The organism is Nonomuraea sp. NPDC052129 (assembly GCF_040680095.1).
In the GTDB taxonomy this organism is placed as follows: domain Bacteria; phylum Actinomycetota; class Actinomycetes; order Streptosporangiales; family Streptosporangiaceae; genus Nonomuraea.
In genome coordinates this window covers 153,209-169,710 of record NZ_JBFAVX010000012.1, presented here as the reverse complement: position 1 = coordinate 169,710, position 16,502 = coordinate 153,209, and the positions used below count along the sequence as shown (strand labels likewise).

Below are 16,502 nucleotides of genomic sequence, written 5' to 3'. Positions count from 1 at the left end.
CGGGGCCACGACGACCGTTTCGCGGGTTGCTGTAAACGATTCCAGTAGGCTTCCGGCAGGTCTAACTCGCTCGGTTGATCCATTTCGACCTCTCCCGGTCTATATGGGGGTTACTGGGCGGCTAGTTGGGAGATTTGTTCGGCGTTGAGCACACCGTCATAGGTACGGACGTCGTCCACGGTCCCCGGCCAGTAGCCGGCGAAGACGCCTGCGGTCTTGGCCCGTCCAAGCTGGAGCGGGCCGGTGGCGTTCCACGCGCTTACGTGGTCAGTGATGGTGCTGGTCGACAGGCGGCCGTTGACGTATACGCGCAGCTCGCCCTGGAGCGGGTCATAGACCCCGGCCACATGGGTCCACTCCATCGGCGCGGGTACGGCGTCGGACCGCGTGCGCACCAGCGCGGCGGTGTCGGTGTCGGCGGCGGCCATGCCGAGCACCCAACGCCCCTGCTCCTTGTCGAAGCCGAGCTGGAAACCGCTGGCCCGGGTGCCGGACTGGGAGACCGCGGCGGCGTCGCGGGTCGGCAGGTAGTCGAGCTGCGTCCAGAGCGCGACGGTGAACCCGGCCTTGGTGTTGACGGCGGGCGCGCCGGCCTGCGCGTGGCCGTTGACCCCGTCGAGCGCCAACCCGCCGTCCAGCCAGCCCTCACCCCAGGTCGCGGCGCCGGCCAGTGTCGCGGCCGTGCCCTTGCCGGAGGAGTCGGCGGCGGTGGTGCCGGACTCCTCGTCCAGCTTCCAGTGCCCGACCAGCGTCGCGGCGCTGTTCACCAGGTCGGCGACCTCGTCGGCGAACATGGCCCGCCCATAGACGCGGACCTCGTCGAGGTCGCCGGGCCAGAATTCGGCCGCCGCCCCGTTGACCGTCCCCCTGCCGATGGCCAGCGCCCCGGTCGCGTCCCACGGCTGGGTGAACGGGACCGTCGACTCCAGCCGTCCGTTGACGTACAGGGACAGCTCCCTGGCCGCCGCGTCGTACACGCCGGTGAGGTGGGTCCACTCGCCGAGCCTCGGCGCCGCCGCCGACAGCGCGCGCACGCTCTGCGCCCCGTCTGCGTCCGCGACGGTACGGCTCAGCGCCCAGCGGTCGTCGGCCTTGGAGTACTGCAGCGCGAAGCCGCCGGCCCGCGTACCGCCCTGGCTGACCGCTGTCGCGGTGGCGTTCGCGCTGGTCAGCCGGGCCCAGGTGGTGACGGTGAAGTTGCCCTGGGTGGACACGGCGGGGCCGTTGGTCTGCGCCTGGCCGCTCACTCCGTCCAGCCGCAGGCCCAGCCCGGTCCTGCCGGTCGACCAGGTGGCCTGGCCGGACAGGGTGGCGTGGTGGGCGTTCGTACGGTCGGCGGCCACGGTGCCCTGGCCCTCGTCGAGTGCCCAGTGGCCGTCGGGGCCGGTGCCCGCGTTGACGTTGAACAGGTAGGTGCGGATCGGGCCCTGCTGTCCGGCGCGGTCCTTGCTGCGTACCGACAGCACGTTGGGGCCGTCGTGCCGCGGGGTCAGCTGGATCGTCGCCGTGCCGTCCGTCTGGCCGGCCGCGACCTCCGTCTTCGGCGTGGTGTCGAGCCCGTAGACGTAGGTGGCGACGTCGGAGACGCCGTTGGGGGTGAAGGTGAAGGAGCCGGCCCGGCCGACGCCGTCGTTCCAGCCGCCCTCGGGATACTGCGACGACGTCACGCCCGGCTCCTTGCCGGGGGCGGAGGCGTCGACCGTGGCCTCGCACCAGGGGCCCCAGGCGCTGTTGGCCTTGCCGTCCTCGGCGCGGACCCGCCAGCGGATCACCGAACCGTCTGCGTAGGCGCCCGCGGGAACCTGCGCGTAGAAGGCGCTGCCCGTGCTCTGCAGCCCGGTGACGTACTCGCTGACCTTCACACCGGCCCCGGTCCACCACTCGAACCGGCCCTTGACCGAGTTGTCGACGTCACGCAGCTTGGCCCACAGCTTCGGCGTCGTGCCGCCGATGACCGGCCGCGCGTCGCCGGAGACGCAGGCGCCGCCCGGGTCCGACCACATGTCGGCCGCGACGGGCGCGGACGGTAGCGAGTTGTACTCGATCACCAGGCTGGGGTTGTTCTTGAACTTCTTCCAGCCGTAGTTGTCGCCCTCGTCCGTCGCCCTGAGCCCGATGGTGATGTTGGGCCAGCTCTTCGCGGCGGCATCCACGACCTGGCTGGTGACATTGAACTCCACGCCACCGGGCAGGCAGGACGATCCCCAGCCCTTCGCCACGTTCTGGGTGTCGAGGAGCTTGACCCAGGTCGGCTGCTTGTTCCAGGTGGTGGCCTTGCTGATGGAGTTGGTGGACCAGGCTTCGACCGGCCGCTTGGTGCACGAGTAGGACCACGTCTCGTACGTCCGCAGCGTCCCCTTGATGATCTGCTTGCCGTGGATGGTCGAGCCGGTGTTCATCTGGAAGAACGACCTGTTGGTCTGCCCGGGGACGTGTCCCGCCCTGGCGACGTCGTTGGCGTTGAGGAAGTTGGAGGTGGGGTTGTTGCTCCAGACGGAGGTCCACGCGCCCCGGGCCGCCGAGAAGAACGGGTCGAGGTAGACGGGATAGCGGGTCGCCGGGTCCTCGATCATGCCGCGGTGCGGCTTGAGCAGCAGCTTCTTGCCCACGAGCCGCAGGCCCATCACCTCGTGCCGGGCGTCGGCGGGTGAGCCTTCCCCGGCGGCCAGCGTGCGCGCGGCCGAGGATCCGGAGGAGTCCCACATCATCGGCGGCGAGGCGGTGAAGATCGTGCCGCCGTTCGCGTCGTTGGCTTCGAGGTTGCCGCCTTCGGTGGACTTCATCGACAGGCCGGTGGTCGAGATCGGGAAGCTCAGCTCGGTCAGGGCCTTGTTCTCGGCCGCCGCCCGCGACTTGACCACCAGGAGATGCGAGAAGCCGTCGACGTCCGCCTTCACCTGGAGGTCCACGCCCGGCAGCACTTCGGCGTAGGTCGCGGTGTCACCGCTCAGCGTCGGCTTGGGCAACTGCCCCGGCCAGCTGAGTTCGAGTGCCTTGCCGCCGCGGGCCATCCGGGCGAGCGGCGCGCCGCCCCCGCCGGAGAACCGGAGATCCACCGAGGTGGCGACCGGGGCGATCGTCCCATCCGGCTGAAACCGGAGCGCCGCGTCCGCGGACACCCAGCCGCCCGCCTTGCGGACGCGTACCGGCCGCGCGTACTGCTCCAGGAGGAGGGTGCCGCCCGGCTGGGCGAAGACCTGGCGCGTCTCGGTGCGCATCGCCTCCACCTCGACCGGCCGGCCATCACGGCGGGCCAGTGCGAGAGCGGACCTCTCCCCGGGGGTCCCGTTCGTGCTCTGTTCTCGAAGGGTGGTGTCGGTGCTCTTGTGTCGCGCACTGGCGACGGCGTCCAGATGATCAAGGGGCCCTGCCACTACCGCCCCTGCCAACATCACCACGACCAGCCCACGAACTACGCGCATTCACCCTCGCCGCTGCTGAGCAAGAGACGCCACGCAGGTCAGGCCCGCCTGGCGTCTCCTCGATCTTCAATTGACGATCGGATTGTCACCCGGCGCAGACGATTCGTCTAGATCTTTCGGCGGATTTCATCAAGAACTGCACGGTGTCCGAAAATAATCGCCAACTCAGGCGTCGACGGGCAGCGGGGCCGCGGCCGGGTTCACCCGGCTGACGATCTGATCCAGCACGATGCGTACGTACGGCTCGCCCACCCACAGGTGCTTGGCCCCGTCGACCCCGATGACCTCGGCCTGCGGCACCCGCGCGAAGCGCCGCCTGGCCTCCTCGGGCCGCAGGTAATCGTCGAACTCCGGCACCAGCGCCACCAACGGCCGGCCGAATTCGGCCCACGCGTCCAGGTCCTCGTCCGTGGCCCGGTGCAGCGGCGGCGAGAGGAGGATGGCGCCCTCCACGAGCGGGTCGCGGGCCCATTTCAGCGTCAGCTCGGTGCCGAACGACCAGCCGACCGCCCACACGTGCGGCAGGTCGTGGTATTCGGCGTACTCCAGCGCCGCCGCCACGTCGAACCGCTCCCCCTCCCCTCCGTCGAAGGTGCCGGAGGAGGTGCCGCGCTCGGAGGAGGTGCCGCGCGTGTTGAAGCGGAGCACGGCCAGGTCGGCCAGGGCGGGCAGGCGGTTGGCCGCCTTCTTGAAGACATGGCTGTCCATGAACCCGCCATGGGTGGGCAGCGGGTGGAAGGTGACCAGTGTCGCCACGGGGGGCCGGTCGAGGGGCAGGGCCAGCTCCCCGACCAGGGTCTGGCCGTCGGCCGTGTGCAACTCGATCGGCTCTCGCCGGGCGGGCAGCACCGTCGCCGCGCGAATCTCCAAAGTCGGTCCCTTCAGTGTGATCTTGCCCCTGGGGAGGGGCTTGTCGTGGCCGCTCAGCAGCGGACACGGCGGAGGGCCGCTCAGTAGCGGCTGCGGCCGGGGCCGCGGTCCAGTCTCTTTCGCCAGCAGGCCGGATGCCAATGGCGGCGCTCGTCGTCGCCGCCGCTCCAGCTCGGCCAGGCCACCAGGTGCGGCTGGCCGCCGCGGATCTCCTGGTCGCAGCCGGGGCAACGGTAGTCCTTGGTCGAGGAGGAGCCGGTGAGCATGCGTACTTTCCAGTCGCCGTCCGGCCATTCCTCCACCCGCTCCATGCCCCCGGGCAGGCCGAGCGGGCGAGAGGACTCCCTGCGGCGGGCGCGGCGCGGGCTCATGGCTCCGCCCGTACGAATGGCTCCGCCCGTACGGACATCTCGCCGGCCCCCGCGCCCCTTGGGCCGGGGGCGACCACTCCCACCATCGCGAACGCCATGCGTCCAGTTTTCCAGAGCCGGTAGGGTTGGCCGTCATGCGGCTGGTCATCGCGCGATGCAGCGTGGATTACATCGGACGGCTCACGGCTCACCTGCCGATGGCGCCGAGGCTCATTCTCATCAAGGCGGACGGCAGCGTGTCCATCCACGCCGACGACCGGGCTTTCAAGCCGCTCAACTGGATGAACCCGCCGTGCAAGCTCAAGGAGGACGGCCAGACCTGGACCGTCACCCACGGCAAGTCCGGCGAGAAGCTGGTCCTGACGATGGACGAGGTCCTCCACGACTCCAGCCACGAGCTCGGCGTCGACCCCGGCCTGATCAAGGACGGCGTCGAGGCGCACCTTCAGGAGTTGCTCGCCGAGCACATCACGACGCTGGGCGCCGGCTACACGCTGGTCCGCCGCGAGTACATGACGGCGATCGGCCCGGTCGACATCCTGTGCCGCGACGCGGTCGGCGCGACGGTGGCGGTCGAGATCAAGCGCCGCGGCGAGATCGACGGCGTCGAGCAGCTGACCCGCTATCTGGAGCTGCTCAACCGCGACCCGCTGCTGACCCCGGTCCGCGGCGTCTTCGCCGCCCAGGAGATCAAGCCCCAGGCTCGCGTGCTGGCCACCGACCGGGGCATTCACTGCGTCACGCTCGACTACGACGCGCTGCGCGGGATCGAACCGGAGAACCCCACGCTCTTCTGATACAGGCCACGTTCCTGTGTTGACATGTCACGACTAGAAATTCTAGTTTTGACCTATCAAGATTGGAGCGTGATATGACGACGCCCTTCTACCTGAGTGGCAACCTCGCCCCCGTCTCCGACGAGACCGAGGCCCACGACCTCCCCGTCTCCGGCGCCCTGCCCACCGAGTTGACCGGGCGATATTTCCGAAACGGACCCAATCCAAAGCCGGGCTTCGACCCCGGCCACTGGTTCGGCGGAGCGGGGATGCTGCACGGCGTACGGATCGACCGGGGCCGGGCGGAGTGGTACCGAAACCGGTGGGTCCGCACCAAGAAGTTCACCGACGACGCGCCCTTCATCGGCGAGCGCGGCGTGGACCTGGCCGCCGTCACGGCCAACACCTCCGTGATCCGGCACGCCGACCGGATCTTCGCGCTCGTCGAGAACGGCCTGCCGTACGAGATGACGCCGGAGCTGGCCACGGTCGGCCCGTGCGACTTCGGCGGGCGGCTGACCACGGCCATGACCGCGCATCCCAAGGAGGACCCGACCACCGGCGAGCTGCACTTCTTCGGCTACGGCTACACCCCGCCGTACGTCACCTACCATCGCCTGTCGGCGGGCGGCGAGCTGGTGGAGAGCCGGGAGATCGAGGTGCCGAAGTCGACGATGATGCACGACTTCGCCGTCACCGAGCACTACCTGGTCTGGCTGGACCTGCCCTTCGTGTTCGAGGCCGGGCGCGCGGGCGGCATGCCGTACGCCTGGGAGGACGGATACGGCGCGCGGATCGGCGTGACGCCCAGGCAGGGCGGCCCGACCCAGTGGTTCGAGGTCGACCCGTGCTATGTCTTCCACGTCGGCAACGCGTGGGAGGACGTGGACGGCCGGATCGTGCTCAACGGCGCCCGCTACTCGCGGGAGTCCTTCACCCAGGTCTGGGCGCGCATCGGCAACACCGGCGACCCGGCCAGGCACGCGGCCACGATCGGCGCCGCGACACTGCACCAGTGGACGCTCGACCCGGCGTCCGGCCTGGTCAAGGAGGAGGCGCGGGACGACCGGGGCATCGAGTTCCCCACGTTCAACGACTCCCTGCTCGGCCGCGCGAGCCGCTACCTCTACACGGTGGGCCGCGACTCCATCGTCAAGTACGACCACCGGACCGGCACGGCCCAGGTCAGGGTGACCGGCGACGACACGGGCGAGGCGGTGTTCGTGGCAGCCGAGGGGGCGCGGGCCGAGGACGAGGGCTGGCTGCTGTCGGTGGTCACCACGGGCGGCAGCTCCGAGCTGCTGGTCCTCGATGCGACCGACCTCTCGGACGTGGCGTCGATCCGGCTGCCGCAGCGCGTTCCGGCCGGCTTCCACGGGGCGTGGCTGGCGGAGGGCTGAGCCGTGGACCTCGCACTCGTCGCGGACCCGGCCGTCATCGAGCTGGCCGGCGAGGTGCTGGCCAGGGCGTTCCACGATGACCCGGTGGTCAGGTGGCTGCTGCCGGACGATCCGGGCACGGCGCTGATGTTCACCGCCCTCGCCCGCTACAGTCACGCGATCACCGAGGCCGCCTACGACGCCGAGGGCGCGATGGCGGGGGCCGCGCTCTGGGATCCGCCGGGTCACCAGCCGGACGAGGCCGGCCTGCCCGGCTTCGTCGAGGCCATGGGCGAGCGGGTGTCGTACGGCATGGTGCTGGAGGAGACGTTCGCCGCGCACCGGCCCGCCGAGCCGCACTGGTACCTGGCGCAGATCGGCACGCTGCCCGAAGTGCGGGGCCGCGGCGTGGGCGGGGCGCTGCTGCGAACCGGTCTGGCCCGATGCACCGGGCTGCCCGTCTACCTGGAGTGCAGCAAGCAATCCAACGTGCCCCTCTACGAGAAGTACGGATTCCACGTCACCGAAGAGTTCCGGCTCCCCGACGGGCCGCTCGTGTGGGGCATGTGGCGGGCGGCGTCCTGAGCTGGTAAGTGACGGCTTACCGGTCTAGGGTGACGCCATGACCACGCTGACGTTCGACTCACTGAACCCGGCGACCGGCGAGGTCGTCGGAAGTCACCCCAAGCAGTCCGCCGACGACGTGCGCGCGGCCGTCGGCCGGGCCGAGCAGGCCGCGACCTGGTGGGCCGGGCTGGCCCCCGCCGAGCGCAGGCGCCGCCTGCTCGACTACAAGGCCGTGCTCACCCAGCACCTCAAGGAGCTGGCCGGGCTCGTGCACGAGGAGACGGGCAAGCCGGTCGGCGACGCCACGCTGGAGATGGTGCTGGCGATCACGCACCTCGACTGGGCGGCCCGCAACGCGGCCAAGGTCCTGGGGCGGCGCCGCGTCTCGACCGGGATGATCGGCCTCAACCTGGCCGCCACGCTCGAATACCTGCCGCTGGGCGTGGTCGGCGTGATCGGGCCGTGGAACTACCCGGTCTTCACGCCGATGGGCTCGATCGCGTACGCGCTCGCGGCTGGCAACGCGGTCGTCTTCAAGCCCAGCGAGCTCACTCCCGGCGTCGGCGTACGTCTGGCGGAGCTGTTCGCCGAGTCGGTGCCGGAGCAGCCGGTGTTCCAGACCGTGACCGGGCTCGGGGAGACGGGCGCGCTGCTGGCGAAGGACCCGCGGGTCAAGAAGGTGGCCTTCACCGGCTCGACCGCCACGGCCAAGCGGGTCATGGCGGCCTGCGCCGAGAACCTGACGCCGATCGTGGCCGAGTGCGGCGGCAAGGACGCGTTCATCGTCGACGCCGACGCCGACCTGAAGGCCGCCGCCGACGCCTGCCTGTGGGGGGCGATGTCCAATGCCGGGCAGACGTGCGTGGGTGTCGAGCGGGTGTACGTCGTGGACGCGGTCTATGAAACTTTCATGCGCGAACTGTCGGAGCGGGTCGCCACGGTCAAAGCCGGCGAGGACTACGGGCCGATCACCATGCCGGGCCAGCTGGACATCATCCGGCGCCACATCGACGACGCCACCAAGTCCGGAAAAGTCGTGACAGGCGGCCCCGATTCGGTGCGCGCGCCGTACGTCGACCCGGTGATCGTCGAAGACGTGCCGGAGGACTCCCCTGCGGTACGCGAGGAGACGTTCGGCCCGACGATCACCGTGCGGCGCACCCGCGACGCGCGGGAGGCGCTGGAGCTGGCCAACGCCTCGGCATACGGGCTGGCCGGCACGGTCTTCTCCGGCAACGCGCGCCGGGCGACGGAGCTGGCCCGGCTGATGCGTACCGGGATGACGGCCGTCAACTCGGTCATCTCGTTCGCCGGAGTGCCCGCGCTGCCGTTCGGCGGAATCGGCGATTCGGGCTTCGGGCGCATCCACGGGGCCGACGGGTTGCGGGAGTTCGCCAGGCCCAAAGCGATCAGCCGTCAACGCTTCGCGATGCCCGGTATGAACCTGACTTCGTTCAGCAGAGCCCCCGCTGAGCTTGAGCGGCTGATCAGGCTTGTCACGTTCTTGCACGGCCGACGTAAGAGATAAAGTATATGCTCTTTCCCAAAACGGATCATCCGTCCATAATTGTGTGCTCTGGGGGCCACGATCATGTTGGACGGGTGGAATGTGAACCGGTCTTACCGGGGAATGTCGGCTGAGCAAAGGCTGGCGGACAGACGCGAGCGGCTGATGACAGCCGCCTACACGCTATACGCGAAGCCAGGTTTCGTGGCTACGACCATCGAAAGGCTGTGCTCGGAGGCCCGGATCTCGAACCGCGCCTTCTACGAATGTTTCGGCGGCCGTGAGGAACTTCTTCAGGCGCTGCACGAGCGGTGCGCGGAGGAAACCCTCGCCGTTGTGGCCAAGGCGTTACAAGAGGCGCCTGCGACCCTGGACGACAGGATGCAGGCCGGGATTCGCGCATATATCGAGTTCTCCACGGCCGACTGGCGTCGCGCCCGCATCATGCACCTTGAGGTACGCAGGTCGGGCGACATTCTGACCGCTTCCCGGCAGCGGGCCGTCGACTCCTTCGCCCGCCTTGTCGAGGAGGCGGCGGCGGAATTCCCCCTGGCCGCCGAACCGAATCGACGCCTGGTGGCGCTCGGGGTTATTGGAGCGCTACAAGAGCTGCTCATCGAATGGCTGCTGTCGGAGGAGCCACCGTCCATCGACGAACTGGTCGGTGTGGCCGTACACATCTTCGGCAGATGCCTCGGTTCGCCGTGAGGCGCTGATTACGGTTCGTGTTTATATGGCGATCTGGTAAGGAGATAATCACCAAGCTAAAGGGTGATATCTGAGTTCCAGAAACTACTACGGCGTGTGGGAGTATGGCCGGGGAAAAGAGGGCGAGCAGCGGCTGATCGCTGCTCGCCCCTATATATCGCGACATCCCGGCGCACTCCCGAGCACCCGCCGGGCGCCGCTTCAGGCCACCGCGGCTGCCTGAACCTCTACCCGCAGGACCCGATTCAGCCGGGTCACCGCCAGGACCCGCATGATCCGCGGTGGCACCCCCCGAAGAACGAGGTGGCGTTGCACGCTGAGCGCGCGCCTATGCGTGCCCACGAGCACTCCGAGACCGGTGGCGTCGATCATCTCCAGCTTGGAGAGGTCGAGGATCAGGTCGCCCTCGCCGGAGTCGACCGCGTCGTGCAGACGTTCCCGCACCCCCGCCGACGTGCCCGCGTCGAGCCGCGCTCCGATCCGCACCACCTGGGCCTTGGGATTGCCCCGGACGCGCATGCCACCTCCTCAGTCACGCCGCACCTCACGCGGCGTATTCATACCCTTCCGCAGGGCGTCCGCCGAGGTGAACCCGGCACCGTCCCCCTACCCACGCAGCGGAAGTGACACAACCGCCCGCACAAGGAACTCCCCATCGCCTGTGGGACGGGCCGTCACCTTGCCGCCGATGTCCGCCAGCCGCTCCCCCATGCCCGTCAGGCCGCTGCCCAGGTCGGACACCTGATGGCGGACCACCCCGTCGTTGCGCACGCTCAGCTCCGCCTCCTCCTCGGTGAAGCGGAGCGTGATCTCGCAGAACGAGGCCGTGCTGTGCTTGAGCACGTTCGTCGCCGCCTCGCGGACCGCGTAGGCGAACACGGGCGCCACGCCGCCGGGCGGCTCGCGGTAGGGCAACAGCAGCTCGCAACGGACGCCGGCCGCTTCGAGTACGCCTTTCACGCTATTCAGCTCAGCGCTCAGGTCAAGTTCGCGATAGCCGCGCACCGCCTGGCGCAGCTCCCGCAGCGCCGTCCTGGTCAGGGCGTTCACCGCCACCATCTCCGCCTTCGCGGCGACGGCGTCGGCGGCCGACAGCCGTACGGCCAGCTCGGTCTTGACCGCGATGGCCGACAGTTGGTGCCCCACGAGATCGTGCAGGTCCCTGGCGAAGCGCAGCCGCTCCTCCGCGACCGCCAGCCGGGTGTGCGCCTCCCTGCCCTCGTGAGCCTGTACGGCGAGCGTGTAGATCCACGCCCAGAACCGGTTGGACGGCGGCAGCAGGGCGCACATGATCGCGTAGACGAGTCCCAGGGCGAGGACCGCCCCATCGTCGTACGGAACGAGGATCGACACGAGAGGCTGTCCCATGAGGAGGGTGACGACGCCCAGCCCGGTGCCGACCGCGGCCGTACCCACTGCCAGGCCCACAGCCGCCCACACGCGGATATTGATCAGCGCCACGGACACCCAGGCCAGCAGCCCGAAGCCCCATCCGAACGGGTCGGCGCCCCCCAACACCGCGGCGAGGACGGCGAGAGCGCCGGCCGCCACCACCTCTCTCGTGAGGTAGCGGCGCTCCAGGACGGCGCGGGTGATGCGCAGGAAGAGCCAGGTGAAGACGATCAAGGCGATCATCGCGGGCACGATGCGCAGCCAGGAGAGCGTGCCGGTGGCGAGGCCGCCGAGGGTCGCCAGGGCGATGCCGACCCACATCATCACGATCATGGAGTTCAGCACGCACAGGGAGATGCGCCGCGCCCGCCTGATCGCATCCATCTATTTCGCGTCCATCTATTTCGCGCTATTTCGCGCTATTTCGCGCGCAGCACGTCGCCGAGCTTGACCCTGGCCCCGGTCCGCAGCACCGCCCGCTCGTACACCTTCGCGCCGAACGACAGCACTCCCGCCACGGCGAGCAGCATCAGCACCGTGGACAGCCCGATCTCCCAGAGCGGCACGTCGGCGGCGGCCATCCGCACCGGCATGACCATCGAGGAGAACGGCGGGACGAGCGAGGCGACCTTGGCCAGTGTCCCGGTGGGGTCGGTGGTGGCGTAGAAGGCCCCGAAGTAGGTCACCATGATCAGCATGGTCAGGGGCGACATCACGTTGCTCACCTCCTCCTGCCGGGAGACCAGCGAGCTGAGTGCGGCCGCGAGCGTGGCGAAGAAAGCGTAGCCGAGCACGAACCAGAGCAGCACCCCCGCCACGATCCCCGGCAGGCCGGGCGGGAAGTCCACCGCGATGCCCGAGACGAGCGAGGCCGACACGCCGACCACCAGAATCGTGACGAGGTTGATCAGGCCGAGCACGCCCAGGCCGATGATCTTGCCGGCGAGCAGCTGCCACGGCCGGACCGAGCTGAGCAGGATCTCCACGATCCGGCTGCCCTTCTCCTCCACCACTCCCATGGCGACCATCATGACCTGTCCGATGATCAGCATGAAGAGCACGAGGACGAGCACCACGGCGATCCCGGTCCTGGCGGCCTGGTAGCGAGTGTCGGCACCCACGGACACCATCTGGAGCGGGGGGATCGACACGCCCGCGGCGCCCAGCTTGAGCTCCCGGTTGGTGCTCTGCAGCAGCACGCCGAGCTCGGACTCGATCTCGCCGTCGGTGAGCACCTTGGCGTTGTTCACCAGCGCCGCGTCCACGTCGCCGTCGAGCACCGCCTTCTTGGCCGCCGCCTCGTCGGGGAACGTGCGCCACTCGAACTCCGCCTCCGGCAGGGCCGCCTTGAGCGGCAGTTGCTGGGAGTTCACAGTGCCGATCTTGTACGAATCAGGGCGGTCCAGGACCTTCGGCGCGAACGCCACCGCACACACCAGCACGGCGGTGATGAGCAGTCCGATGACGAAGGCTTTCGTCCGGATATGGGTGGTGATCTCGCGCCTCGCCACCAGCATCACGCTGTTCACGCCACGGCCTCCTTGAAGATCTCGGTCAGGGTCGGCTGCTCGGCACCAAAGTGCTCGACCTGCCCGGCCTTCATGGCGCGGCGCAGGATCTCCTGGCCATCCCCGTCGGTGGTGAGCAGCACGTGCCGGTCGCCGGTGACGGTGACAGTGCCTGGCAGGCCGTCGGCCCACCCGGGCGCCGGGTCGCGGACCACGACACGGAGCGTACGGCTCTCCGCCGCCCGCAGATCGCCGACCGTGCCGCTGGCCACCATCCGGCCCGCCGACACGATGCCGACCGAGTCGCACAGCCGCTCCACCAGCTCCAGCTGATGGCTGGAGAAGATGACCGGTACGCCCCCGCGACACCGCTCCTGCAACACCGTGGCCAGCGCGTCCACCGCGATCGGGTCGAGCCCGGAGAACGGCTCGTCGAGCACCAGCACCTCGGGATCGTGCACCAGCGCCACCGCGAGCTGCACGCGCTGCTGGTTGCCCAGCGACAGCGCCTCGACCGCGTCACCCCGCCGCTCGGTCAGGCCCAGCCGCTCCAGCAGGTCGCCGGCCGCCGTCCTGGCCGCCGCGGCGTCCATGCCGTGCAACCGGCCGAAGTACTCGACCTGCTCGGCGACCCGCATCTTCTGGTACAGCCCCCGCTCCTCGGGCATGTAGCCGAACCGCCGCCGGTCGTTGTACTCCAGCGGCCGGCCCTGCCAGCCGACCGAGCCTTCGTCGGGCTGCAGCACACCCATGACGATCCGCATGGTGGTCGTCTTGCCGGCGCCGTTCGCGCCGACGAACCCGAACATCTCGCCCGCCCGTACGGCGAAGCTGATCCCGTCGAGGGCCACCTTGCCCTCCGGCGCGTCCGGCCCACCGGCGAAGCGCTTACGCAGCTCGCTGATCTCGAGCATCAGATCCTCTCCTTCGTCATGCAAGCAATCGTCTCGGGTGGCGACCCACGCTGGTAGTCGTGGAAATCACCGACGCCGTATGCGCCCCGCGTCCGTTCCGGGTGACTTTTGTCATTACGCTGACCTCATGACGCGTGCCGACAAGGACAAGCCGGTCGTCCTCTCCCGGATCTACACCCGCACCGGAGACGACGGCACGACCACGCTGAGCGACATGAGCCGCACCTCGAAGACAGACCTCCGCCTGGCGGCCTACGCGGACGTGGAGGAGGCGAACGCCCATCTGGGCCTGGCCATGTCGCACGGCACGCTGCCGATGGAGCTGACGGCGGTGCTGATCCGCGTCCAGAACGAGCTCTTCGACGTGGGCGCCGATCTGGCGACGCCGGTCACGGACAATCCGGAGTTCCCGCCGCTGAGGGTCGAGCAGTCCTACATCGACTGGCTGGAGGCGCGGTGCGATGAGTTCAACGAGCAGCTCAAGCCGCTGCGCAGCTTCATCCTCCCCGGCGGCGACCCGTCGATAGCCGGGCTGCACGTGGCAAGGGTCACAGTCCGGCGCGCCGAACGTACGACGTGGGCGGCGCTGGAAGCGCACGAGGACATGAACCCGCTGACGGCCAGATACCTCAACCGCCTGTCAGACCTGCTGTTCATCCTGTGCAGGGTCGCCCACGCGGGCGCCGAGATCCTCTGGAAGCCAGGCGGCACCCGCTAGCCCGGTGCCGGGGATCTAGGCGACGTCCAGATAAGCGCTCGGCGGCGCCGATTCGAGCCAGGCCAGAAACCCGGTCAGCGCGTCCGCACTCATCGCCAGCGAGATGTCCCGCGTGGTGCCAGAGCAGTCCACCGCGAAGAACCCGCTGTCCAGTTCCCGCCGCGAGGAAACGACGAGGCCCCGCCTCGCGATAGCGTGGCGGGGCCTGAGTCGCAGACCTATGAGCGGGATCCAATGGAGCTCCCCGTCGGCGTAGCGGGCTACCCCGCGCTGCCAGCCGTGGTCTCCCACGCGCAGGCGGCAGGGCACACTCCCACGGGAGCGCGCCACCAGGAGCCCGCGCAACACCACCAGGACGGCGACCAGCAGCACACAGATGAGAACCGTCGCTACCAAGCCGCCCCCTTGCATCAAACCCGCATCAAAAAACTAGACCTCAAGGATCTAGACCTCAAAGGATCTAGACCTCTTCGCCGGCCGCACGCAGCCGGGCCTTGGCACGCTTGGCCTCGACGGCCGCGTCGGCGTCCGCCTGGTCGGCCTCGATCGAGGCCTGCGCCCGTTCGAGAGCGTCACGGGCCGCCGCGATGTCGACCTCCGAGCCGAGCTCGGCGACCTCGGCGAGCACGGACACCTCGTCGTCGGCCACGGAGATGAATCCGCCGTGGACCGCCGCGACCAGGTCGCCCTTGCCCTCCCGCTTCACGCGCAGCACGCCGCCCTCGACGAGGACGCCGAGCACAGGTGCGTGTTGCGGCATAATACCGATCTCGCCGTCCACGGTCTTGGCAATCACCATGTCGGCCTCGCCCGACCAGATCTCACGCTCGGGCGAGACAACGCCTACTCGTAGCTTCGCCACGTAGGCTCCTTTCCGGACAGGAGTGGGGGTACGGCTCGCGCCATACCCCCACCACGGGCGATCAGCGCTCGAGTTCCTTGGCCTTGGCGATGGCCTGGTCGATGCCGCCCACCATGAAGAACGCCTGCTCGGGCAGGTGGTCGTACTCGCCCGCGCACAGGCCCTTGAAGGAGCGGATGGTCTCCTCCAGCGGCACGTTCTCGCCGGGCTGGCCGGTGAACGCCTCGGCGGCGTACATCGGGTGCGACAGGAACCGCTCGATACGGCGGGCCCGCTGGACGGTGACCTTGTCCTCTTCCGACAGTTCGTCGATACCGAGGATGGCGATGATGTCCTGGAGCTCGCGGTACTTCTGCAGGATCCGCTTGGTCTCCTGGGCCACCGCGTAGTGCTCCTCGCCCACGATCTGCGGGTCGAGGATGCGGGAGTTGGAGTCGAGCGGGTCCACCGCGGGGTAGATGCCCTTCTCCGAGATCGGCCGGGAGAGCACGGTCTGCGCGTCGAGGTGGGCGAACGCGTTGTGCGGGGCCGGGTCGGTGATGTCGTCGGCGGGCACGTAGATCGCCTGCATGGAGGTGATCGAGTGACCACGCGTCGAGGTGATGCGCTCCTGGAGCACACCCATCTCGTCGGCCAGCGTGGGCTGGTAACCCACGGCCGACGGCATACGGCCGAGGAGCGTGGACACCTCGGAGCCGGCCTGCGTGAAGCGGAAGATGTTGTCGATGAAGAGCAGCACGTCCTGCTTCTGCACGTCGCGGAAGTACTCCGCCATCGTCAGCGCCGACAGGGCGACCCGCAGACGGGTGCCCGGCGGCTCGTCCATCTGACCGAAGACGAGCGCGGTGTCCTTGAGGACGTCCGCCTCCTCCATCTCCAGCCAGAGGTCGTTGCCCTCACGGGTACGCTCGCCGACGCCGGCGAACACCGAGGTGCCACCGAAGTTGCGGGCGACCCGGCGGATCATCTCCTGGATGAGGACGGTCTTGCCCACACCCGCGCCGCCGAACAGGCCGATCTTGCCACCCTGTACGTACGGCGTGAGCAGGTCGATGACCTTGATGCCCGTGACGAGCAGCTCGGTGCGCGACTCGAGCTGGTCGAACGGCGGCGACGGCCGGTGGATGCCCCACTTCTCGTTGATCTTGAGAGAAGCGGTCGGCACGTCCAGCGACTCGCCGAGCGTGTTCCACACGTGACCCTTGACGACGTCGCCGACGGGCACCGAGATCGGCAGGCCGGTGTCCGTGACGGCCGCACCCCGGACCACACCGTCGGTGGGCTGCATGGAGATGGCCCGGACGATGTTGTCACCGAGGTGCTGGGCGACCTCGAGGGTCAGCAGCTTGGTGTCCTCACCGAGGGTTACGTCGATGGTCAGCGCATTGTAGATGTCGGGCATCGCCTCGACGGGGAACTCCACGTCGACGACGGGCCCTGTGACCCGAGCCACGCGGCCGACACCGGCCGCGGGGGTCTCAACGGTCTCAACAGCCTCTGCAGTCATT

At 69.1% G+C, this 16,502-nt stretch carries 16 protein-coding genes; 6 read left to right on the top strand and 10 right to left on the bottom strand.

All coding sequences use genetic code 11. The features are described from left to right. Window positions 1–110 precede the first annotated feature (110 nt). From AB0L53_RS26515 to AB0L53_RS26505, 3 genes are all read right to left on the bottom strand, one after another. Entirely contained in the window at window positions 111–3,218 is a 3,108-nt protein-coding gene (locus AB0L53_RS26515) for a LamG-like jellyroll fold domain-containing protein (RefSeq protein WP_363998909.1), read from the bottom strand. 369 nt (window positions 3,219–3,587) lie between these two features. After that, entirely contained in the window at window positions 3,588–4,292 is a 705-nt protein-coding gene (locus tag AB0L53_RS26510; protein ID WP_357942699.1) for an alpha/beta fold hydrolase, read from the bottom strand. An 80-nt stretch (window positions 4,293–4,372) separates the two neighbouring features. Then, the gene (locus AB0L53_RS26505; protein ID WP_225290383.1) at window positions 4,373–4,663 is read right to left on the bottom strand and encodes an ATP/GTP-binding protein; all 291 of its coding nucleotides are present in this window, start codon (window positions 4,661–4,663) and stop codon (window positions 4,373–4,375) included. Between the two features lie 134 nt (window positions 4,664–4,797). Between AB0L53_RS26505 and nucS the strand changes: the two genes are divergently transcribed. The 5 genes from nucS (at window position 4,798) to AB0L53_RS26480 (ending at window position 9,600) form a co-directional block, all read left to right on the top strand. Then, window positions 4,798–5,460 (top strand): endonuclease NucS, encoded by a 663-nt coding sequence (gene nucS / locus AB0L53_RS26500; protein ID WP_358537218.1) that lies wholly within the window; start codon window positions 4,798–4,800, stop codon window positions 5,458–5,460. 74 nt (window positions 5,461–5,534) lie between these two features. Then, window positions 5,535–6,839, top strand: coding sequence for a carotenoid oxygenase family protein (locus tag AB0L53_RS26495; protein ID WP_363998904.1), 1,305 nt, complete (start codon window positions 5,535–5,537; stop codon window positions 6,837–6,839). Window positions 6,840–6,842: 3 nt separating this feature from the next. Next, complete coding sequence (locus AB0L53_RS26490) at window positions 6,843–7,403, top strand: GNAT family N-acetyltransferase (RefSeq protein WP_363998901.1); 561 nt, start codon at window positions 6,843–6,845, stop codon at window positions 7,401–7,403. Window positions 7,404–7,440: 37 nt separating this feature from the next. Further along, window positions 7,441–8,913, top strand: coding sequence for an aldehyde dehydrogenase family protein (locus AB0L53_RS26485; protein ID WP_363998898.1), 1,473 nt, complete (start codon window positions 7,441–7,443; stop codon window positions 8,911–8,913). Between the two features lie 144 nt (window positions 8,914–9,057). Next, window positions 9,058–9,600 (top strand): TetR/AcrR family transcriptional regulator, encoded by a 543-nt coding sequence (locus AB0L53_RS26480; protein ID WP_363998895.1) that lies wholly within the window; start codon window positions 9,058–9,060, stop codon window positions 9,598–9,600. A gap of 201 nt (window positions 9,601–9,801) precedes the next feature. On the opposite strand, the gene AB0L53_RS26475 is transcribed toward AB0L53_RS26480, so the two are convergent. The 4 genes from AB0L53_RS26475 to AB0L53_RS26460 all read right to left on the bottom strand — a co-directional run bounded on the left by AB0L53_RS26475 (window position 9,802) and on the right by AB0L53_RS26460 (window position 13,414). Next, window positions 9,802–10,119: an STAS domain-containing protein gene (locus AB0L53_RS26475; protein WP_363998892.1), complete on the bottom strand. Its 318-nt coding sequence runs from the start codon at window positions 10,117–10,119 to the stop codon at window positions 9,802–9,804. Window positions 10,120–10,206: 87 nt separating this feature from the next. Beyond that, window positions 10,207–11,376, bottom strand: a complete 1,170-nt coding sequence (locus AB0L53_RS26470) for a histidine kinase (RefSeq protein ID WP_363998889.1) — start codon at window positions 11,374–11,376, stop codon at window positions 10,207–10,209. Window positions 11,377–11,411: 35 nt separating this feature from the next. Further along, complete coding sequence (locus AB0L53_RS26465; protein ID WP_363998886.1) at window positions 11,412–12,521, bottom strand: ABC transporter permease; 1,110 nt, start codon at window positions 12,519–12,521, stop codon at window positions 11,412–11,414. Beyond that, window positions 12,518–13,414 (bottom strand): ATP-binding cassette domain-containing protein, encoded by an 897-nt coding sequence (locus tag AB0L53_RS26460; protein WP_357942680.1) that lies wholly within the window; start codon window positions 13,412–13,414, stop codon window positions 12,518–12,520. The genes AB0L53_RS26465 and AB0L53_RS26460 overlap by 4 nt, the downstream gene beginning before the upstream one ends. Window positions 13,415–13,541: 127 nt before the next feature. On the opposite strand from AB0L53_RS26460, the gene AB0L53_RS26455 reads away from it, so the two are divergent. Further along, window positions 13,542–14,132 carry a cob(I)yrinic acid a,c-diamide adenosyltransferase gene (locus AB0L53_RS26455; protein WP_363998883.1) on the top strand — a complete coding sequence of 197 codons (591 nt, stop codon included), beginning with the start codon at window positions 13,542–13,544 and terminating at the stop codon, window positions 14,130–14,132. A 15-nt stretch (window positions 14,133–14,147) separates the two neighbouring features. Here the strand turns inward: AB0L53_RS26455 and AB0L53_RS26450 are convergent, their stop codons facing one another. The 3 genes from AB0L53_RS26450 to atpD form a co-directional block, all read right to left on the bottom strand. After that, a complete protein-coding gene (locus tag AB0L53_RS26450; protein WP_357942676.1) occupies window positions 14,148–14,528 on the bottom strand; it encodes a DUF2550 domain-containing protein in 381 nt (126 codons plus the stop codon). 64 nt (window positions 14,529–14,592) lie between these two features. Next, the gene (locus tag AB0L53_RS26445) at window positions 14,593–14,994 is read right to left on the bottom strand and encodes a F0F1 ATP synthase subunit epsilon (RefSeq protein WP_225290371.1); all 402 of its coding nucleotides are present in this window, start codon (window positions 14,992–14,994) and stop codon (window positions 14,593–14,595) included. A gap of 61 nt (window positions 14,995–15,055) precedes the next feature. Next, complete coding sequence (atpD, locus tag AB0L53_RS26440) at window positions 15,056–16,501, bottom strand: F0F1 ATP synthase subunit beta (RefSeq protein WP_357942674.1); 1,446 nt, start codon at window positions 16,499–16,501, stop codon at window positions 15,056–15,058. Between the last annotated feature and the right edge of the window lies 1 nt (window position 16,502).